The 18,820-nt window shown below is 72.1% G+C and carries 17 protein-coding genes; 8 read left to right on the top strand and 9 right to left on the bottom strand.

The window, feature by feature from the left end:
• Positions 1–176: 176 nt before the first annotated feature.
• Positions 177–380: a hypothetical protein gene (locus KBX50_RS06275; protein WP_210935402.1), complete on the bottom strand. Its 204-nt coding sequence runs from the start codon at positions 378–380 to the stop codon at positions 177–179.
• 12 nt (positions 381–392) lie between these two features.
• On the opposite strand from KBX50_RS06275, the gene KBX50_RS06270 reads away from it, so the two are divergent.
• Positions 393–926, top strand: coding sequence for a hypothetical protein (locus tag KBX50_RS06270; protein WP_210935401.1), 534 nt, complete (start codon positions 393–395; stop codon positions 924–926).
• Positions 927–960: 34 nt separating this feature from the next.
• On the opposite strand, the gene KBX50_RS06265 is transcribed toward KBX50_RS06270, so the two are convergent.
• Together KBX50_RS06265 and KBX50_RS06260 are read right to left on the bottom strand one after the other, a co-directional pair.
• Positions 961–1,815: an alpha/beta fold hydrolase gene (locus KBX50_RS06265; protein ID WP_210935400.1), complete on the bottom strand. Its 855-nt coding sequence runs from the start codon at positions 1,813–1,815 to the stop codon at positions 961–963.
• A gap of 122 nt (positions 1,816–1,937) precedes the next feature.
• Positions 1,938–3,194 carry a hypothetical protein gene (locus tag KBX50_RS06260; protein ID WP_210935611.1) on the bottom strand — a complete coding sequence of 419 codons (1,257 nt, stop codon included), beginning with the start codon at positions 3,192–3,194 and terminating at the stop codon, positions 1,938–1,940.
• Between the two features lie 340 nt (positions 3,195–3,534).
• Here KBX50_RS06260 and KBX50_RS06255 point away from each other — a divergent pair, with 340 nt between their 5' ends.
• The 3 genes from KBX50_RS06255 to KBX50_RS06245 all read left to right on the top strand — a co-directional run bounded on the left by KBX50_RS06255 (position 3,535) and on the right by KBX50_RS06245 (position 9,704).
• Positions 3,535–5,592, top strand: coding sequence for a type IIA DNA topoisomerase subunit B (locus tag KBX50_RS06255; RefSeq protein WP_247673196.1), 2,058 nt, complete (start codon positions 3,535–3,537; stop codon positions 5,590–5,592).
• A gap of 31 nt (positions 5,593–5,623) precedes the next feature.
• A complete protein-coding gene (locus tag KBX50_RS06250; protein WP_210935399.1) occupies positions 5,624–8,107 on the top strand; it encodes a DNA topoisomerase (ATP-hydrolyzing) subunit A in 2,484 nt (827 codons plus the stop codon).
• Between the two features lie 214 nt (positions 8,108–8,321).
• Complete coding sequence (locus KBX50_RS06245; RefSeq protein WP_210935398.1) at positions 8,322–9,704, top strand: RICIN domain-containing protein; 1,383 nt, start codon at positions 8,322–8,324, stop codon at positions 9,702–9,704.
• Positions 9,705–9,797: 93 nt separating this feature from the next.
• Here the strand turns inward: KBX50_RS06245 and KBX50_RS06240 are convergent, their stop codons facing one another.
• Both KBX50_RS06240 and KBX50_RS06235 read right to left on the bottom strand, forming a co-directional pair.
• Positions 9,798–10,433: an alpha-ketoglutarate-dependent dioxygenase AlkB gene (locus tag KBX50_RS06240; RefSeq protein ID WP_210935397.1), complete on the bottom strand. Its 636-nt coding sequence runs from the start codon at positions 10,431–10,433 to the stop codon at positions 9,798–9,800.
• A gap of 34 nt (positions 10,434–10,467) precedes the next feature.
• Positions 10,468–10,866 carry a nuclear transport factor 2 family protein gene (locus KBX50_RS06235; RefSeq protein ID WP_210935396.1) on the bottom strand — a complete coding sequence of 133 codons (399 nt, stop codon included), beginning with the start codon at positions 10,864–10,866 and terminating at the stop codon, positions 10,468–10,470.
• A 69-nt stretch (positions 10,867–10,935) separates the two neighbouring features.
• Between KBX50_RS06235 and KBX50_RS06230 the strand changes: the two genes are divergently transcribed.
• From KBX50_RS06230 to KBX50_RS06215, 4 genes are all read left to right on the top strand, one after another.
• A complete protein-coding gene (locus KBX50_RS06230) occupies positions 10,936–11,532 on the top strand; it encodes a TetR/AcrR family transcriptional regulator (RefSeq protein WP_210935395.1) in 597 nt (198 codons plus the stop codon).
• A gap of 111 nt (positions 11,533–11,643) precedes the next feature.
• Positions 11,644–12,843, top strand: coding sequence for a tryptophan synthase subunit beta (gene trpB / locus KBX50_RS06225; RefSeq protein ID WP_210935394.1), 1,200 nt, complete (start codon positions 11,644–11,646; stop codon positions 12,841–12,843).
• Complete coding sequence (trpA, locus tag KBX50_RS06220; RefSeq protein ID WP_210935393.1) at positions 12,840–13,778, top strand: tryptophan synthase subunit alpha; 939 nt, start codon at positions 12,840–12,842, stop codon at positions 13,776–13,778. The genes trpB and trpA overlap by 4 nt, the downstream gene beginning before the upstream one ends.
• The gene (locus tag KBX50_RS06215) at positions 13,663–14,430 is read left to right on the top strand and encodes a GntR family transcriptional regulator (protein WP_210935392.1); all 768 of its coding nucleotides are present in this window, start codon (positions 13,663–13,665) and stop codon (positions 14,428–14,430) included. Before trpA ends, KBX50_RS06215 begins: the two co-directional genes overlap by 116 nt.
• On the opposite strand, the gene KBX50_RS06210 is transcribed toward KBX50_RS06215, so the two are convergent.
• The 4 genes from KBX50_RS06210 to KBX50_RS06195 are packed head-to-tail and all read right to left on the bottom strand — an operon-like array spanning position 14,395 to position 18,813.
• Positions 14,395–15,450, bottom strand: a complete 1,056-nt coding sequence (locus tag KBX50_RS06210) for a PseG/SpsG family protein (RefSeq protein ID WP_210935607.1) — start codon at positions 15,448–15,450, stop codon at positions 14,395–14,397. The genes KBX50_RS06215 and KBX50_RS06210 overlap by 36 nt on opposite strands.
• Positions 15,447–16,181 (bottom strand): cytidylyltransferase domain-containing protein, encoded by a 735-nt coding sequence (locus tag KBX50_RS06205; RefSeq protein WP_210935391.1) that lies wholly within the window; start codon positions 16,179–16,181, stop codon positions 15,447–15,449. The genes KBX50_RS06210 and KBX50_RS06205 overlap by 4 nt, the downstream gene beginning before the upstream one ends.
• Entirely contained in the window at positions 16,178–17,980 is a 1,803-nt protein-coding gene (locus KBX50_RS06200; protein WP_210935390.1) for a class I SAM-dependent methyltransferase, read from the bottom strand. Before KBX50_RS06200 ends, KBX50_RS06205 begins: the two co-directional genes overlap by 4 nt.
• Positions 17,977–18,813, bottom strand: a complete 837-nt coding sequence (locus tag KBX50_RS06195; protein ID WP_210935389.1) for a hypothetical protein — start codon at positions 18,811–18,813, stop codon at positions 17,977–17,979. The genes KBX50_RS06200 and KBX50_RS06195 overlap by 4 nt, the downstream gene beginning before the upstream one ends.
• Positions 18,814–18,820: the final 7 nt, after the last annotated feature.

Raw genomic sequence — 18,820 nt, 5'->3', positions numbered from 1 at the left:
GCGCAGCGGCTTACCCACCTTCGGTGGGGCTAATCGCTGCGACTTCGGGTGACGCCCCGCGACGGTCGGCGTTCAGCGTCGGGCGAGTCGGGTCTCGGCCCCGACCCGGGTCAGCTTCTCCGGGTTGCGCACGTAGTACAGGCCGCCGATGCCCGTCTTCCCGACCCGGACCGCCATCACGCGTCGAGCTCACCGTCCAGGTGTACGACGAGGGCGGGGCTGCCGTTGAGCGAGGTGGCGACCGCGGTCAGCCGGCCCGGCACCTTGCGGAGACCGCCGCTGTGCTGTCGGATGACGCAGGCCACATCGGGCCGGCTGGGGTTGCCGGCGCGGCGGTCGCCTCGCGGATCGCCCCACCCGATCGCATTGACCGGTCCCACTAGGCTCGCCGCATGGCAACTCCGGCACCCGAAGCGGGCTCGGAACACCACCTCGTCTGGGCCCCCGGTGAGGTGATGACCCGCATCGAGCAGGAGGTACGCCCGGAGCCGAGCCGGCCCCGCCGGATCGCGCTGGCGGCGCCGGGCGCGTTCGTCCTCACCTGGCCACCGACCTTCGTCGTGTTCGCGCTGGCCACCCTCGTCGCGCCGTCGGTGACCGACGAGGCCGGTGTCGGGCGGGTCGCCCTCTGGGCCTTGCAGTTCGCCGGTCTGACCGCGGTCGCGGCGGCGGTCGGCGCGGCGCTGCGACGATCCGCCGAGCCCGAGGTGGACCCGTCGCCCGGACGGATCGCGCTACGGATCGCCGGCCACGCGCTGGTCACCGTGGCCTGCGCCGGGCTGGTGCTGGCCCTGGCCGGGCTCTCCGTGGGCCAGTACGCGACGCTGACGGCCACGCTGGTGGTGGTGCTGCACCTGCTGCCGATGGCCGTTGCCCGGTTGCTGTTCCGGCTTCGCCGACGCGGTTCGGCCAGCCCGTCTGCGTGACTGTCCGTCGGGCGTCCGGCCGCCGCTGGGTGGATCAGCGGGCGGGCAGCGTGGTGATGAAGTCGGCCACCCGCGCGGCCAGCGGCCCGGCGGCACGTACCCAGGTGAAGTGGTCCAGGTCGGTGCCGGGCGCGCCGTAGCGTTCCCGCTCGACCGGAGCCGCGGTGAGCTTGGCGCAGAGCCGGTCCAGTGTGGGATGCGGGGTGTACTGGTCGCCGTCGACGCTGATCGCCAGCACCGGGGTGCGGATCCGGCGTACCGCCGCCTCGGTGTCCACCCCCTCCAGCGCGGGAAAGCGTCCGGTGCGGGCCGTGTGTGCCCAGTCGCGGATCACCCCGCGTGCCTGCCGACCACCGAAGCCCCACCCCGGCCAGACGCCGAGCAACCGGGCGGTGGCCGCGATGCCCTGGGTGTACGGCAGTATCCCGTATCGCCGGGGACCGGTGAAGTCGCGCCAGTAGGGGATGCCGACCGCGATCAGGGCCAGCCCGTCCACCTCGTGCTCGCCGTGCAGGGCCAGGTGCAGCACGGCGGCCTGACCGCCGAGGGAGTGCCCCAGCAGCAGGGTCCGCCGGCCGTCCAGCCGGGGCTTGAGCGCCGCCCGTACCGCCCCGATGTCGGCGGCCAGTTCGGTGTAGCCGTACCGGCAGGTGCGGCTCGGCCGCGGCGTGCTCTCGCCGGTGCCGCGCAGGTCCGCCACGACCACGGCGAGCCCGGCGGCGCGCAGCGCGGCGGCGAACGGTCGGTAGTACCGGGCCCGGACCCCCATCGCTGGCGCGATCAGCACCACCGGAGCGTCGACCACGCCGACGGGCTCCGGGTAGATCTGGATGCCGAGCCGGGCACCGTCGACCTGGACGAACTCCTGCTGGTACTCCACCGCGTTCACGACCACAGGTTACCGGCGGGTAAGTAGTGGCTGGGGGTCGCCCCCGCCTGGGGCTGCGCCACAACGACGTGTGCCCCGGAACCCAGCTGGGTTCCGGGGCACACGTGGCCCGTCTCGTGCGGTCAGGAAACGCTTATCGTGCCGTTGGAGCCGCGTACGCAGGCGACCGAGCGGGCGGCGGTGGTGGCCGCGCCGGAGAGGCACTGGCCCAGTACCTGGTGCCCGGCGGCGTTCGGGTGCCACGACTCCTGGCAGGTCTGGAAGTAGCTCACACAGGTGTTGGCGATCCGCTGGATGGCGATCTTGTCCTTGCCGGAGAGGCTGGTCACGAAGGTGCCGTTGGGCGGGTTGTCCATCAGCCGGATCGGGGTGGCCAGGGTGCCGGTCGGGCTGTTGGTGTTCTCGCAGAGCCGGGCGCCGTCGAAGGCCCGCTGCACGTTGAGGTAGACCAGGTCGGCACCGGCGAACTCGGCGGCCAGGGTGTCCCGGGCGGAGCGCACGATGGTGCCGAGACCCTGCGAGAACCGGTGGCCGGGAGCGAGGCTGGCCCGGTGGATCGGGCAACCGGCCGCGTACCGCTCGGCGCCCAGCGCGCGGAACTTGTCCCGGGTGTCGTCCCGGTTGTCCTCGGAGTGGTACGTGGGGGCCAGGTCCAGCGGCAGCGGGTTGGTGTAGTCCTGCAACACCACCCGGTGCTGGCCGTCGGCGTCCACCTCGCGCAGAGTGGTCAGGATCTGGCGTACGGCCGCGGTGGTCTCCGCCGTCGCGGCGGTGATCTGAGCGGCGGTGGCGAGGTCGGCGTCCGTGCACGGCTTCTGCTCCACCGGCCCGTTCAGGTACGCCCAGAACTCCCACCAGCCGGTCCAGGCGTCGGCGATGAACCGGTTGGCGCACTTCTCGGCGACCCCGCCGAAGGTGAACGAGCTGTTGTTCGAGCCGAGTCCGATCAGCACCAGGTCGATGTCGTGGGTCTGGGCGACCGCGCGGAGCTGGTCGAGTTGCGCGGCGACCTGTCGGCCGTTCGTCCGGGCCGACGAGGCGGCGGCGATGTCGTGCGGCTGGCCGCCGGAGCAGGCGAGATTGAACCGGTTCTGGATGCCGGGCAGCGTCGCCTTGTGCAGTGAGGCGTTGGCCGATCGGTGGCAGAAGAAGGCGTCGCTGTTGGGTGCTGTCCACCCGGGGAAACTCCGCGCCACGCCGGTCGCGTCGACCACCGGCTGGTAGGAGCCGGCGCCTTCGCCGCTGATGAAGCTGTCGCCGAGAGCCACCGCCGCGGTGGGTGGTGCGGCCGAGGCGGCGGGGGCCGCGACGGCGGTGGTGAGGGTCGCCGCGGTGACGGCCAGGGCCATCGCGGCGGCGGTACGACGCAACGCGGACATCGGCATCCCCATCCGTTCATAGAAATGTGAAAGATCCTCTGGTGCGGTGATGAGATCACGCAGGTGTGACGAACGTCAACAGCGGGAAACATCTGTGACAAGCGGGTCCAGCGGGGTCGTGGAGGCTCCCGTGGCTGGCGTCGAGCATCGCCGGCGGGCATAAGGCCGGCAGCGGGGACGTTGACCGCAGCAGGTCCGCCAGCAGCGGCCCTCGGCGTGCCGGGCGGGTGTCCGCACAGGTTGTCGGGGCGTACGGCTACGCTCGCTGCGGCGTGCCCGCGCCGGGCCGACCGCCGACGGCGCGGGGGAACACATCGCCGAGACCGGGGAGTACGACCAGTTGACCGCAGAGCCTGACACCCTGTATGGGGCCGACGACCTCACACACCTTGAGGGGCTGGACGCCGTCCGCAAGCGGCCCGGCATGTACATCGGCTCCACCGACAGCCGTGGCGTGGGTCACCTCGTCAACGAGATCCTGGACAACTCGACCGACGAGGGCGTCGCCGGCCACGCCACCGCCGTCGAGGTCGTCCTGCACGCCGACGGCTCGGTCCAGGTCGACGACAACGGCCGGGGCATCCCCACCGACGTGCATGCCCGCTCCGGCATCTCCGGTGTCGAGCTGGTGCTCACCCGCCTGCACGCCGGCGGCAAGTTCGGCGGCTCCGGCTACAAGACCTCCGGCGGCCTGCACGGCGTGGGTGCGTCGGCGGTCAACGCCCTGTCCCGCCGCTTCGACGTCACCGTCCGCCGGGGCGGCAAGGTGCACACCATGTCGTTCCGGCACGGCGTGCCCGGCATCTTCGACGGCGACGGCCCCGACGCGCCGTTCACCCCCGGCCCCGGGCTCCAGGTCGTCGGCGCGATGAAGCGCGGCCACCGCACCGGCACCTCGATCCGCTACTGGCACGACCCCCGCTACTTCGAGACCGGTGCCACGCTCGACCACGACGCGGTGCGGGCCAAGCTGCGCCACACCGCCTTCCTGGTCCCCGGCGTCGGCTACACGCTGCGTGACCGCACCGCGGAGGAGCCCACCGAGGAGCGCTTCCACTACCCCAACGGCCTCATCGACATGGTGGAGTTCCTCGCCCCGGCCGGCGACCGGCCGGTCTCCGGCACGCTGCTGGTCACCGGTGAGGGGACGTACCGGGAGAACGCCGCCGACGCCAACGGCGTCATGCAGTCCAATGTGCAGCGCCGGGCCGAGGTCGAGATCGCCTTCCGCTGGGGCACCGGCTACGAACGCACGGTCGAGTGCTTCACCAACACGATCCGCAACGCCCACGGCGGCACCCACCGCAAGGGCTTCGAGCGGGCGCTGGCGCGTACGCTCGCCGACGCCGTCCGCAACACCCGGGGCCTGCTCAAGGCCAAGGAGGACGCGCCGACGCTGGACGACGTCCTGGAGGGCATGACGGCGGTGGTGCACGTCCGGGTGCCCGAGCCGCAGTTCACCTCGCAGACCAAGGACGAGCTCTCCACCGCCGGCATCACCAAGGTCGTGCAGGGCCTGGTGGAGCAGCACGTCAAGTCCTGGCTGGACGACCGCAAGACGCGCACCGAGGCGCGTACGGTCCTCCAGAAGATCGTCGACGCGTCCCGGGTACGCCTCACCCAGAAGCAGCAGAAGGACGCGGCCCGCCGCAAGACCGCCCTCGAGGGCGCGGCCATGCCCGCCAAGCTCGTCGACTGCCGCGCCTCGGGCATCGAGCGAAGTGAGCTGTTCATCGTGGAAGGGGACAGCGCCCTGGGCACAGGGCGGCTGGCCCGTTCTGCCGAATACCAGGCGCTTCTCCCGATCCGGGGCAAGATCCTCAACGTGCAGAAGGCCAACCTTCAGCAGGTGCTCGACAACGCCGAGTGCGCGGCGATCGTGCAGGTGCTCGGCGCCGGCTCGGGGCGCACCTTCGACCTCTCCGCGCTGCGCTACGGCCGGGTGCTCATCATGGCCGACGCCGACGTCGACGGCGCGCACATCCGGACTCTGCTGATCACCCTCTTCGCCCGGTACATGCGACCGTTGATCGAGGCGGGCCGGCTCTACGCCGCCATGCCGCCCCTGCACAAGATCACGACTAAGGGGCGTAACCCGGAGACCGTCTACACCTACACCCAGGCGGAGATGGAGTCGACGGTGCGCCGGTTCGAGAAGGCCGGCAAGCAGATCGTCACCCCGGTGCCCCGGTTCAAGGGCCTCGGCGAGATGGACGCCGACGAGCTGTGGGAGACCACGATGAATCCGGCCACCCGCGCGGTACGCCGGATCACCCTGGACGATGTCGAGGCCGCCGAGCGGATCCTCGAACTGCTGATGGGGGAGAAGGTCGAGCCGCGCCGCAACTGGCTGATCGACTCCGCCGACCGGGTCGACCGTGACGCCATCGACGCCTGACCACCGCGTCTCTCGGAAGGAAAGCTGAGCCATGGCACGCCGCAAGGAGACGAAGGTCGACCATTCCGCGTTCGACCGGGCCGGCGCGCGGATCATCGACAACCCGCTGACCACCGAGGTGTCCGACTCCTACCTGGAGTACGCCTTCTCGGTCATCCACTCCCGGGCGCTGCCCGACGCGCGGGACGGCCTCAAGCCGGTACACCGGCGCATCCTCTGGTCGATGTACGAGCAGGGCCACCGCCCGGACCGGGCGCACGTCAAGTCCGCCCGGATCGTCGGCGACGCAATGGGTAAGTACCATCCGCACGGCGACACCGCGATCTACGACGCGATGGTCCGGCTGGCGCAGGACTTCTCACTCAACGCGCCACTCATCGACGGGCATGGAAATTTTGGCAGCCCAGACGATGGACCGGCGGCGGCGAGATACACCGAGGCCCGGATGTCGCGGGAGGCGATGCTGCTCGTCGGTGAGCTGGGCGAGGACACCGTCGACGTCGAGCCCAACTACGACGGCTCCCTGACCCAGCCCACCGTGCTGCCGGCCGCCTTTCCGAACCTGCTGGTCAACGGCGCTGCCGGGATCGCGGTCGGGATGGCGACGAACATGATCCCGCACAATCTGGGCGAGGTCGTCGCGGCGGCCCGCTGGCTGATCCGGCACCCGAACGCCACCCTCGACAAGCTGATGGAGTTCGTCCCCGGTCCCGACCTGCCCACCGGCGGCATGCTGCTCGGCCTGGACGAGGTGCGCCGGGCGTACGAGACCGGCCGTGGCGTGGTGCGGATGCGCGGCAAGGTGGAGATCGGGCCACTGGAGGGCAGCCGTGGCCGGCAGGCCATCACCGTGGTCGAGTTGCCGTACGGCGTCGGCGCGGAGAAGGTCATCGCCGCCATCACCAACGAGGTGACCAAGACCAAGCGGCTCACCGGGATCGCCGACGTCAAGGACCTCACCGACCGGGAGAGCGGCACCCGGTTGGTCATCGAGTGCAAGGTCGGTGTCAACCCGCAGGCGCTGCTCGCCGACCTCTACCGGTTGACCCCGCTGGAGCAGTCCTTCGGCGTCAACAACCTGGTGCTGGTCGACGGGCAGCCGCGCACCCTGGGGCTCAAGGAGCTGCTGGAGGTGTTCCTGGCCCATCGCTACGAGGTGGTGACCCGGCGCAGCGCGTACCGCAAGCGCAAGCGGGAGGAGCGGCTGCACCTGGTCGACGGCCTGCTGATCGCGCTGCTCGACATCGACAAGGTGGTGAAGCTGATCCGGGGCAGCGAGGACGCCCAGGCGGCCCGGAGCGGCCTGATGCGCCAGTTCAAGCTCTCCGAGATCCAGGCCAACTACATCCTGGACACTCCGCTGCGCCGGTTGACGAAGTACGACCGGCTGGAGCTGGAGGCCGAGCAGCAGAAGCTGCGTGCCGAGATCGCCGAGCTGTCCACCATCCTCGACGACGAGAACGTGCTGAAGAAGGTCGTCTCCGACGAGTTGGCCGCCGTGGTCAAGCAGTTCGCCGCGCCCCGGCGGACGACGCTCGTCGACGGTGACCTCAAGGAAGTGCTGGCCGCGTCCGCGCCGGCGGGGCCGCTGGAGGTGGCCGACGACCCGTGCCAGGTGATCCTGTCGGCGACCGGGTTGGTGGCCCGCACCGCGGCCGAGTCGGAGGAATCCGCCGAGGGACGTCGCCGGCACGGCCGGGTGAAGCACGACGCGGTACGCGCCGTGGTGCACTCCACCGCCCGGGGGCGGGTGTTGCTGGTGACCAGTGCCGGCCGGGCGTTCAAAGTGGACGTGCTGCCGCTGCCGGTGTTGCCGGAGCAGGCCGGCACGGTGTCGTTGCGGGGCGGGATGTCGGCCGCCGAGTTGGTGCCGCTGGAGCCGGGGGAGACCGTGGTCGGCCTGGCGCCGCTCGGCGTTTCCGCGGAGGGTTCGCCGGGGCTGGCACTCGGTACCCGGCAGGGTGTGGTGAAGGTCTGTGCCCCGGACTGGCCGGTGCGATCCGACGAGTTCGAGGTGATCGGGCTGCGGGACGGCGACGAGGTGGTCGGGGCGACCTGGCTGGTCGACGGCGCCGAGACGCTCGCCTTCCTGACCAGTGCGGCCTCGCTGCTGCGGTTCCCCGCCGGGACCATCCGCCCGCAGGGGCTCAAGGGCGGCGGGATGGCCGGGATCGCCCTGCCGTCCGGGGCGCGGGTGGTGTTCTTCGGCGCGATCCGCACCGACGATCCGGAGCACGGTGAGCCGATGGTGGTCACCTCGACCGGTGCGACGGTCAAGGTGACGCCACTGTCGGCGTACCCGACGAAGGGGCGGGCGACCGGCGGGGTGCGTGCCCATCGGTTCCTCAAGGGTGAGACCGACGTGGTGGTCGGTTGGGTCGGTCCCCGGCCGGTGGGCTCGACGGCCAACGGTGAGGCGGTGGAGCTGCCGGCGGCCGACCCGCGCCGCGACGGTTCCGGCTTCGCCGTCATGCTCGGCCCAGCCGTGGTGGGTCACCAGATCGACCGCGAGTAGCTGCCTGCTCCTCGACTGCGGCGTGCCGGGCACAACTCGTCCGGCACGCCGTAGTTCATCGACATCCGTCATTGACGTATGACGTATGACGACGATACGTTGAGCCTTGCTCGCTGGTGGCCCGACGTGTCGACACCACCATCCACAACGTCGGTGCCTGCGACAACGCGCGTCTTTTTCGACCGCGCGTGGTCCTAGTCGAAGGAGTGGATCAATGATTGGTGAGGTTCGTCCCGCCTCTCCTCCCAGGCGTCGACGACAGTCGGTCGTGGCGGCGGTCGGTGCGGCTGTCCTGGCGGCCGGCAGCCTCGTCGCCATCAATGCGGCACCCGCGGCGGCGGCGACCGTGGACCCCAATGCCTGGTATGTGCTGGTCAATCGCAACAGTGGTAAGGCGTTGGATGTGTACGGTCTGGCGACCAATGACGGTGCGCGGATCAGTCAGTGGACGCGTAATGACGGCGCGAATCAGCAGTGGCAGTTCGTGGATTCCGGTGGTGGCTTCTATCGGTTGAAGTCGCGGCATTCGGGCAAGGTTCTGGACGTGTCGAACGCGTCGACCGCCGATGGTGCGGCGATCGTGCAGTGGTCGGACCACAATGGTGCGAATCAGCAGTTTCGGTTGGCTGACTCGGACGGTGGTCATGTTCGGTTGGTGAGTCGGCACAGCGGTAAGGTTGTCGAGGTGCAGGGTGCCTCCACTGCGGATGGCGCGAACGTTGTGCAGTACGCCGACTGGAACGGCGGCAACCAGCAGTGGCAGCTGGCTCGGGTCGACGGGGGTGGCCCCACGTCGCCACCACCGACCGGTGAGCCGGGCGCGGGGTGCGGCCGGACGCCGACGCTGGGCAACGGTACGCACACCATCCAGAGCGGCGGCCAGAGTCGCAGCTTCATCCTCCGAATCCCCGCCAACTACAACAGCAACACCCGCTACCGGTTGATGTTCGCGTTCCACTGGTGGGGCGGCACCGCCGGCGACGTCGCCTACGGTGGAGCCGACGGGGCCGCCTGGGCCTACTACGGGCAGCAGGAGCAGTCGAACAACACCGCGATCCTGGTCGCGCCGCAGGGCATCGGCAACGGCTGGGCCAACTCCGGTGGCGAGGACGTCACCTTCGTCGACGACATGATCCGCCGGATCGAGAGCGACCTCTGCGTCAACACGACGCAGCGCTTCGCCCTCGGGTTCAGCTACGGCGGGGCGATGAGCTACGCCCTCGCCTGTGCCCGCGCGAACGTCTTCCGGGCCGTCGCGGTCTACGGCGCTCCCCGGGAGCTGAGCGGGTGCAGCGGTGGCACCCAGCCGATCGCGTACTTCGGCATCCACGGCATCTCCGACAACATCGCCAGCGGACGGTCGTTGCGGGACAGGTTCGTCCGCAACAACGGCTGCACGCCGCAGAACCCGCCGGAGCCGGCGGCGGGCAGCCGGACGCACATCACCACCGTCTACTCGGGATGCCGCGCCGGCTATCCCGTGCAGTGGGGTGCGTTCGACGGCGGTCACACCCCCGGCCCGGTCGACGGCGGCGGCGACAGCGGCGCCAGGACCTGGACCAAGGGCGAGGTGTGGCGGTTCTTCGCGCAGTTCTAAGCCGCAGCCGTGGGTGAAGGCGAGCCCGCTCCCGTCGATCCGGCGGGGGCGGGCTCGCCATCGTTCGGATGCTGAGGGTGCGGTGGATGTTGCTCAGGCGACGCCGGCCGGCCGGAACTGGACGCTGACCCTCGGGCCGACCGGGCGGGCGGTCTTCGGTATCGCGTGTTCCCAGGTGCGCTGGCAGGAGCCGCCCATCACCACCAGGTCGCCGTGGCCGAGCGGAAAACGCAGGCTGGTGCCGCCGCCGCGGGGGCGCAGCAGCAGCTGACGCGGCGAGCCGAAGGAGACGATGGCGACCATGGTGTCGGTGTGGGCGGAGCGGCCCTGGGTGTCGCCGTGCCAGGCGACGCTGTCCCGGCCGTCGCGGTAGAGGCACATGCCGGCGGTGACGAACGGCTCGCCCAACTCGTCGGCGTAGTGGCGGGTCAGCGCCGCGCGGGCGGCGGTCAGCACCGGGTGCGGCAGCGGCCGGCCGGCACCGTACCAGCAGAGCAGCCGGGGCACGTCGACCTCGGTGTCGTACATGGTGCGTCGTTCGGCCCGCCACGGCACCTCGCGCAGCAGCACGTCGAGCACCTGGTCGGAGCCGTGCACCCAGCCGGGCAGGTGGTCGACCCAGGCACCCCGGCTCAGCGGGTGCCGGCGCGGTCGCCCGGTCAGCGGTCCGAGGGCGGGCGCGGCGTCGGTGACCTCCAGCATCGACGGCTGGTACGCGGTCTGCGACATGCCCGCAGCCTAGCAGGGATTTAGTACACCAGTGCTACCCGGCTGGCGGGTTGTGGAGTGATGCCGACGGGAGAGTCCGGGTGGCTTGGACGGCGCGGCGCAGCCGGCCGTCGGCGGCCAACTCGCCGAACATGTAGATCTCCGTGGTGATGGTCCCGCCCTTGCTCAGCTCTGCGACGAGCCGGTACCGGGCGGCCACCTGGTCGCCGTCCACCAACGCCTGCTGCACCTCGACCCGGAGACCGGCTGCCCGTCTGCGGGCCGGACGGATGTGCTCCAGCAGTCGCTTGCGGTCCAGCAGCACGCCGTCGTTCACCAGCTCGTAGTCCGTCGTGTGGTAGCGGTCGAGCACGGTCGCCGGATCCTCGTCGCTCAGCCCCGCCTCCTGCGGATAGTGGATCAGATAGCTGGTCAGATCGCTACGAGGTGTCATCGGGTTCTCCCTGGCGGGTTTAACTTTGACAGCGTGTCCACCTTAACGTCGGACGGTAACTTGGACAACATGTCAGAGGTAGACGCCGGTAGGCGCCGACGGAGGCGTTCGGACGCCGAGCGCAGCGCCGCCGCTGTGCTGGATGCCGCCGTGCGGGTGCTCGGTCGGCATCCGGACGCGAAGGTGGAGCAGGTTGCCGCCGCAGCCGGCGTCACCCGCCAGACGGTGTACGCCCATTACCCGTCCCGACAGTTGCTGGTGGCCGCCGTCGTCGACCGCATCACCGCCGAAGCCGTCGCCGCGCTCGACGCCGCCGACGTCGACAGCGGCACCGCCACCGAGGCGCTGTTGCGCTGGCTGGACGTCACCTGGCGGCTGCTCGATCGGTACCCGCTGCTGCTGCATCCCTCGGTGACCACGATCGACCAGGGGGACTCCGACCGTCAGCACGCCGTGGTCGCCGAGCGTCTGGCCCGGCTGATCGGCCAAGGTCAAGCCGACGGCGAGTTCGACGGCGCCCTCGACCCGGCCTGGCTGGTTTCCGCGACCATCGCGCTCGGTCATGCGGCCGGCGGCGAGGTCGCCGCCGGCCGGATGACCACCGCGCGGGCGGCGACGGTGCTGCGCCGCAGCATCCTGCGTCTCTACGGCGCCCGCGAGCCCTGACCGGCGACGGCGCGCCCAGGCCGCGGAGGCGTCGGCGGTGGAGGTCTTGCGGGTGCTCGCGAACTGTTCTATAACTCTAGACAAGAGTTATAGAACAGTTGGGAGTTTGTCATGGAGGCTCTGACACTGCGCGACCCGACCGCCGCGCCGGTGGCCGGCCGGTTCGGGCGCCACGGTGGCCGGTTCGTACCCGAGCCGCTGATACCCGCCTGCGAAGAGGTCGAGGTGGCCTTCGCCGAGGCGTGGGCGGATCCGGGCTTCCGGGCCGATCTGGCCTGGCTGCTGTCGAGGTACGCGGGCCGACCGACGCCGCTGACCCCGGCCCTGCGGCTGTCGGCCGAGCTCGGCGTGACGGTGCTGCTCAAGCGGGAGGATCTGGCGCACACCGGCTCGCACAAGATCAATAACGTGTTGGGGCAGGCGTTGCTGGCGCGCCGGATGGGCAAGCGGCGGCTGCTCGCCGAGACCGGCGCGGGAATGCACGGCGTCGCCACCGCCACCGCGGGCGCCCTGCTGGGCCTGCCGGTGACGGTCTTCATGGGCGAGCGCGACGTCGAGCGGCAGGCGCACAACGTCTTCCGGATGCGGCTGCTCGGCGCGCAGGTCGTACCGGTGCGGTCGGGCGGCCGGACCCTCAAGGACGCCACCAGCGAGGCGATGCGCCACTGGGTGAGCGTCACCGAGGAGGCCTACTACTGCGTCGGCTCGGTGATCGGGCCGCACCCGTACCCGTGGATGGTTCGCCAGCTACAGGCGGTCATCGGCCAGGAGGCACGACAGCAGTGCGCCGAGCAGTTGCCGGCCGGCACACCGGAGCAGGTCGTCGCCTGCGTTGGTGGCGGCTCCAACGCGGCCGGCACCTTCGCCGGGTTCGTCGACACATCGGCACGTCTGGTGGGGGTCGAGGCGGCGGGCGGTGCCGGCGCGGCGCGGGGTGAGGTAGGCGTGCTGCACGGATTCCAGTCGCTGTTCCTCCAGGACGAACAGGGTCAGATCCGCGAGGCGCGGTCCGTGGCGGCGGGCCTGGACTATCCCGGAGTCGGGCCGGAGCACGCCCACCTGCGCGATCTCGGTCGGGCCGAGTACGTCACCGCCACCGACGAGGAGGCGCTGGCGGCGGCGGTCCGGCTGGCCCGCGCCGAGGGCATCGTCCCGGCGATCGAGTCGGCGCACGCGCTCGCCTGGGTCATCCGGGCCGCCGGCACCACCGAACTCCCCACCGGCAGCAGTGTGCTCGTCACGCTCTCCGGGCGCGGCGACAAGGACATCGCGACGCTGATGACGTATCTGGGTGACGGGGAGGCGGAATGACCAGTCTGGAGACCCGGCTGCGGGTGCGGCGGGGCCGTGGGCGCAAGCTGCTCATGCCCTACCTCACCGGGGGAGTAACCCCGGACTGGACCGACCACCTGCGCGCCCTCGCCGACGCCGGGGCCGACGCGATCGAGGTCGGCATTCCCTTCTCCGACCCCACTCTCGACGGCGTCACCATCCAGGAGGCTTCCGACGTCGCGCTTCGCCGGGGTGCCACCACCGCCGGCATCCTCGCCGACCTGTCCAGGAGTCGGATCGACGTGCCGGTCGTCGTCAGCACGTACGCCAACCTCGCCCTGCGTCGCGGCGCGGACCGGTTCTGCCGGGCCCTCGCCGATGCGGGCGTCCAAGGCCTGATCGTGCCGGACCTGCCGCTGGAGGAGGCCGGATCGACGGGTGCGGCCGCGCGGGCCGCGAACGTCGACCTCGCGTTGCTGGCCTCGCCCGCCACCCCGGCACGGCGGCTGCGGGACATCGCCGAACGCAGTCGCGGCTTCGTCTACGCCGTCTCCCTGATGGGAACCACCGGCGAACGCAACCAGCTCGCCGCCTCGGCCGCCGGACTGGCGCGGCGCCTGCGGGGCGTCACGGACCGGCCCGTATTCTTGGGATTCGGCATCTCGACACCGGCGCAGGCGGCTGTCGCGGCGCGGGAGGCCGACGGCGTGATCGTCGGCGCGGCGCTGATGCGACGCCTGCTCGACGGCGCGGACCCGGCGTCGAGCGCCGGATTCGTCGGGTCGCTGCGCGCGGCGCTGGACGGCGCGCCGGCACGGACGGCGGCGGACGCCGGAGGAGAGGAGGCGGGGCGGCGGCATGGCTACCGGGCAGGACGCGCCTGCGGCGCGGTACCGCACCATCGCCGCGGACCTCGCCGCCAAGATCCGATCCGGCGACTATCCACCCGGCGGGGCGCTGCCCTCCCAGCGTGACCTCAGCGCCGCCTACGGCGTCACGCTGATGACGCTCCGACAGGCGTTACGGCAGCTCAGCGAGGAAGGGCTGATCGAGCAGCAACCCGGCCGGGGCACCTTCGTCACCCCGCCACACCTGGCGTACCGGCTCGGCTCGCTGCGCAGCTTCGCCGACGACCTGCGGGATCAGGGCCACGAGGTGCGTACCGCCGTCGTCGGCCGCGCGGTGCGTCGGCTGCCCGCGCGGATCGCGGGCGCGCTGCGGGCCAGCGCGACCGACTCCGGGCTGCGGCTGGAGCGGGTCCGCGCGTTCGCCGGCCGCCGCGCCGTACACCAGGTCTCCTGGGTACGCGCATCGCACGCGGACGGTCTGCGCGAGGTGGACTTCACCGCTACCTCCCTGTACGAGGCGCTCGCCACCCGGGGTGTCTCGGTTGCCCGGGCCACCGAGACGATCCGGCCCGGCATCCTCGACGGGGCGCTGGCGGCACACCTGGACGACGCACCCGGCGCTGCCGTACTGATCAGCGATCGGACCACCTACACGTCGGACGGCATCGCCATCGTCGCCGACCGGGCGACGATCCTCGGCAGCATGATGGAGATCAACACCGACCGGGCCGCGCGGAGCCTGTCACTGCACTGGGGAGCCAGCCGCGACGCGTCGTAGCGCCTCCAGCACCGCGTCCACCACCCGTTCCCGTCCGCGCCCGTCCACAGCGGCCCAGGCGCGGGCGGACAACTCCGCCCGGCGGACCCCGTCGTCGAGCAGCCCCGCCAGGGTGCGCGTGGCGGCGCGGGTCGCGGGACCGCCGCCGGCCAGCGCGGGCAGCTCACCGAGGCCGGCGGCCAGGCCCGCCGCCACCACCCGGTGGTACGACTCGCGCTGGTTGTCCACCACGCAGACCAGCGCCGACGGGGCCCCGAGACAGCACAGTTCCCAGGTGGAGGTGCCGGCCGCGCTGACCACCAGATCCGCCGCAGCGATCAGGGCGGGCAGCGTACCGGTGGGGGGCACCGGCAGCAGCGACTGCCCGGGCCCCGGCGTCAGCCGGGCCATCCGCGCCGCCAGTTCGGGCCGGCCGACGACGACTGTGAGTTCCATCGGCCGGCCGGTCGACAGCAGCGCCTCGGTCAGCACCGGCGCCGCGCCGGCCGCGTCGGTCCCGCCGAAGAAGGCCAGCACGGAGGGGGGATCCACCGTCACCGCCGGGCGCGGGGCCGCCGGCCGGGCGGCCAGGACACCCTCCCGCAGCAGGGCGTACCCGCTGCCGGCGAGCAGCCTGCCCGCCGGCACCGCCAGGTCGGTGGCGAAGTTCTGGTCGAGATAGAGGTCGGCGTCCTGGCCCCGGGTGTCCCCGTCGACGATGGCCAGGGTCAGCACCCCGGCGGCCCGCAGCGCGCCCGCACCGGCGGGATCCAGCTCGTAGGAGTCGAGGACCAGCACGTCCAGGTTGTGTCGGCGGGCCGTGGCGACCAGGTCGTCCGGGGTGTCCGGGCCGGGGCGCAACGCGATACCCCGGGCGGTGAGCTGGCCGGCCGCCCAACCGACGCCGTCGACGGTGCCGAAGACCTCGACGGTGGCGCCGCGGGCCTGGAACTCCTCACCGAGAGCGAGACAACGGACCAGGTGCCCGACACCGCGCAGCGGCCCGGCGTCGCAGCGCAGTCCGACACGTAACGTGCTCAGCGCTCCTCCAACCGCTTCTGCCGGACGTCGGCGTTGAGCGCGCGCAGCGCCGGTTGCCCGTCGAGCCAGTCGGCGAGCTTGGCCAGCGGCACGCTGACGTCACCGAAGTGCTCGACGACCGCGCGGACCAGATCCCAGTCGTGGGCGGTGTCGAGGGTGAGGCGCAGCTGCGAACGGTCCGGGGTGAGGGTCACGCCGAGCACCCGGAACACCTCCGGATGCGCGTACGCGTACGAGGTCACGTGCACCCGGTGATGGTCGGTGGCGAGCCGGTCGACGGTACGCAGCGCGTCTGCCCGGATGATCTCGACGTCCAGACCTCGGGGGAGGGTGCGGGCGATCGACGTGCTGGCGTAGTCCAGCCCCGGCACGGCGCGGTACACCGAGGCGACCAGGCTGACGATCTCCGGGTCCAGCAGCGGACAGTCGGCCGTGAACCGCATGACCGCGTCGGCGGGATGGGCGTCCAGGGCACCGACGAAGCGGGTCAGCACGTCATCGACGGGGCCTCGGTGCCAGGCGACGCCGAGCCGCTCACACTCGGCGACGACCGCGTCGTCACTGCTGTCGCTGCTGGTCGCCACCACCAGGTCGGCCAGCACGCCGCTGTCCTGGGCGGCCCGGACCACCCGGCCGAGTACGCTGCGCCCGGCCAGCGGGCGTAGCACCTTGCCGGGCAGCCGGGACGAGCCCATCCGCGCCTGCACGATGCCGACGATTCGGTCCGTCACTGCTGTCCTCCCTGCTTGGCGGAGATGGCGGCGCGGGCCCGGCGTTTGGCGGCGCGGGCGCCGCGCCTGGCCATCCGGGCCGGAGTGATGGCCAACCGCCCGACCTTGTAGCTCAGCGAACCGCTCAACAGATTGATCTTCGCCTCGGCGCGGCGCAGCGCACGTTCCCGCGAGGTGAGCAGGTCCTCGGTCCACTTGAGCAGCGCCGTCAGCCGGGTGTTCTCCTCCCGCTGGCGTAGCCAGGCCTCGCGGAGTTGCTGGTAGCTGCGCGGGCCCGGCGGCGGGTCGGTCGGTTCGGCCGTGGCCGCCGTCGGTTGCGTCGCGGCCTCGACGACGGCCCGGTCGAAGTCGCGTCCGGCGACCCCACCGAGCACCACGGTCAGTCCCGCAACGTCCAACGTGGAGGTCCACGGGTGGGCGTACCCGCCGGTCAGCAGGTCGGTGGCGAAGCGCCACAACGTCCGGGCCAGCACCACGTCGACAGGTGACGGTGCCTCGGCCCGCCAGCCCCGGTCGAGCACCGCCCAGCGGTCACCGTCGACGACCACGTTGTCCACCCCGGCCCGGGCCACCGCCCCGGCGAGCTGCCCCCGCTCGGCCTGGCCGTCAAGCCAGTCGGCGTACCCACGCAGCAGCCGGCGCAGCAGCGCCGTGTCGCGGCGCAGGCAGCCGTCGAGCAGCAGGCTGCGCAGCAGACGCCCGTCGGGCACCGGCCCGTCGGGGCCATCCGGGTCGCGGTGGACCACATCCGGCCCGGCGTGGGGCACGGCGATGCCGGTGCGGTGCCAGTGCCAGCCCTGCGGCCCGTCCCGCACCTCGACGACGGTGCCGCCCGCTGTCGCGTCGGCGAGCAACGCCACCGGCAGCCGGTCGGATCCGCCGACCTTGGGTGAGGGGTGCTCCGACCGGTCGACGCGCGGCAGCCGGTGAGCCGCGTCGCCGGTGTCGACCGGCTCCTCGTCGGGGTCGGTCGGCTCGGCGGCCGGTCGGCGGGCCAGGACCAGCCAGGACGGGGCCAGGTCGGCGGCGCGCCCGGCGTGCAGGGCGTCGGCGGCCAGCCGGGCCGGATCGGCGAGGACGAACCGGCCGGTGTACCCGTCGGTGCAGGCGGCGTGCAGCACCGCGTCGAACAACCCACTGGTGGTGCGCCGAGCCAACTCGTCGACGGCCAGCAGCGCGGTGGTCAGGTCGGGACGCGGATACCCGGCGTAGCAGGTGCCGGTGCGCATCCCGGCGGCGGCCAACCGTTCGCGTGCCTGCTCCAGATTGGCGGGACGGGCGGCGTCGAGCACCCCACCGACGGTCCACTCGGCATCGTCCCGGCCGGCGTACCAGCTCTGGGCGGCGACCAGCCGGTGCACACCGAGCGGGTTGTCCAGCCGCAGCAGCAGGTCACCACCGGGGCGAACCGCCGCCACCAGGCGGGCCAGCAGCCCGTCCCAGCCGAGCCGCTCACCCTCGACCGACTCGACCGCGTCCAGCCCGGCACCGGCGATCACCACGTCGTACTCCTCGCCGGCGGGCAGGCCGTGAGGGCCGGCCACCAGCACCCGGTCCACCCGGTCGGCGAGCACCGCCGCGTCCGGGTAGCCGCGCAGCAGGCAGGTGATCCGGGCGTGGGCCAGCGCGTCGAGCAGCGCCGGACCATGCGGCCCGGCCAGCAGCACCCGGGCCCCGGTCGGCACCAGGCGGGCGGCCAGCGCCGCGAGAGCACCGTCGCCGGTCTCGTCCGTCCGGTCGGACCAGGCGAGCATCTCGCCGCCGGGCAGCGTCACCGCTGACGCCGTCTCGGTTGTCACGTCGTCTCCTCCTGCGGGTACGCCCACCCCAGCAGCTCCCGCAGCGCGGCGGGCGGGTGGCGGTGGTCGGTGCCCAGCTCGGCGTGGGCGATCGCGACGGCGGTCGGCAGGTGCACCTGTTCGCCGTGCAACTGCGGCCACTGTCGGCGGATGCGGGCGGTGCCGCCGAAGGTCGGGTCTTCGTCGGCGAGCACCATCGGGTCGCCGTATACGGCCGGCTCGCAGCCGGCCGCGATGCCGTAGAAGATGGCGCTGGTCAACCGGTTGGACGCGACCCGGCGGTGCCGGCGCAGCTCGGCGAGCTGGCGGTCCAGGAACAGCGGGTCGGTGTCTTTCCACCAGTGCCCGCGGTAGCCGTGGCAGATGACCCGGAAGCCGGCGTTCTCGTAGAGCCGGCGCACCCGCCGCATCCGGTGCTCGTGCCAGTACAGGCAGACCGTGACCGGGCCGGGTTCGGTGTCCCGGATGCGGGCGATCAGTTCCTTGTGGTCACCCTTGACGTGCTGGCCCTCCCAGCCGTGGAACGGGTACCAGATGGTGCCCTCCCGGGGTGGCGGCGATTTCTCCTCCGGTCGCATGGCCAGCAGGTAGACGAAGGGTGCCCCGATCACCGTGACGTTGCGCCGCCCGACCGACCAGGCCCGCCGCCGGGTCTGCTCCGACCAGAGCAGACTCGGCGTGCGCTCGGCGTACGGGTGGCCGGGTGCGAGGCCGTCGCCGATGTTCCAGCCGTGCTGGACGTACCCGTTGATCCGGGGTGGGTGGCCGTCACCCAGCCCCGCGTAGCGGGCCAGCACGTGGGCGTGACCGTAGAAGTGGTTCGCGTGGTGCATCGGGCGT

The organism is Micromonospora sp. C51 (assembly GCF_018070435.1).
GTDB lineage: Bacteria > Actinomycetota > Actinomycetes > Mycobacteriales > Micromonosporaceae > Micromonospora > Micromonospora sediminimaris.
Note: the sequence above shows the minus strand (reverse complement) of the source record. Positions and strands in the feature narration are given on the sequence as shown.

Excerpts from the sequence above, each read along its gene's own strand:
- KBX50_RS06260 (WP_210935611.1), bottom strand. The coding sequence starts at position 3,194 with ATGTCCGCGTTGCGTCGTACCGCCGCCGCGATGGCCCTGGCCGTCACC.
- trpA (WP_210935393.1), top strand. The coding sequence starts at position 12,840 with ATGACCAGTCTGGAGACCCGGCTGCGGGTGCGGCGGGGCCGTGGGCGC.
- KBX50_RS06240 (WP_210935397.1), bottom strand. The coding sequence starts at position 10,433 with ATGTCGCAGACCGCGTACCAGCCGTCGATGCTGGAGGTCACCGACGCC.
- KBX50_RS06245 (WP_210935398.1), top strand. The coding sequence starts at position 8,322 with ATGATTGGTGAGGTTCGTCCCGCCTCTCCTCCCAGGCGTCGACGACAG.
- KBX50_RS06235 (WP_210935396.1), bottom strand. The coding sequence starts at position 10,866 with ATGACACCTCGTAGCGATCTGACCAGCTATCTGATCCACTATCCGCAG.
- KBX50_RS06230 (WP_210935395.1), top strand. The coding sequence starts at position 10,936 with ATGTCAGAGGTAGACGCCGGTAGGCGCCGACGGAGGCGTTCGGACGCC.
- KBX50_RS06250 (WP_210935399.1), top strand. The coding sequence starts at position 5,624 with ATGGCACGCCGCAAGGAGACGAAGGTCGACCATTCCGCGTTCGACCGG.
- KBX50_RS06215 (WP_210935392.1), top strand. The coding sequence starts at position 13,663 with ATGGCTACCGGGCAGGACGCGCCTGCGGCGCGGTACCGCACCATCGCC.
- KBX50_RS06270 (WP_210935401.1), top strand. The coding sequence starts at position 393 with ATGGCAACTCCGGCACCCGAAGCGGGCTCGGAACACCACCTCGTCTGG.
- trpB (WP_210935394.1), top strand. The coding sequence starts at position 11,644 with ATGGAGGCTCTGACACTGCGCGACCCGACCGCCGCGCCGGTGGCCGGC.
- KBX50_RS06195 (WP_210935389.1), bottom strand. The coding sequence starts at position 18,813 with ATGCACCACGCGAACCACTTCTACGGTCACGCCCACGTGCTGGCCCGC.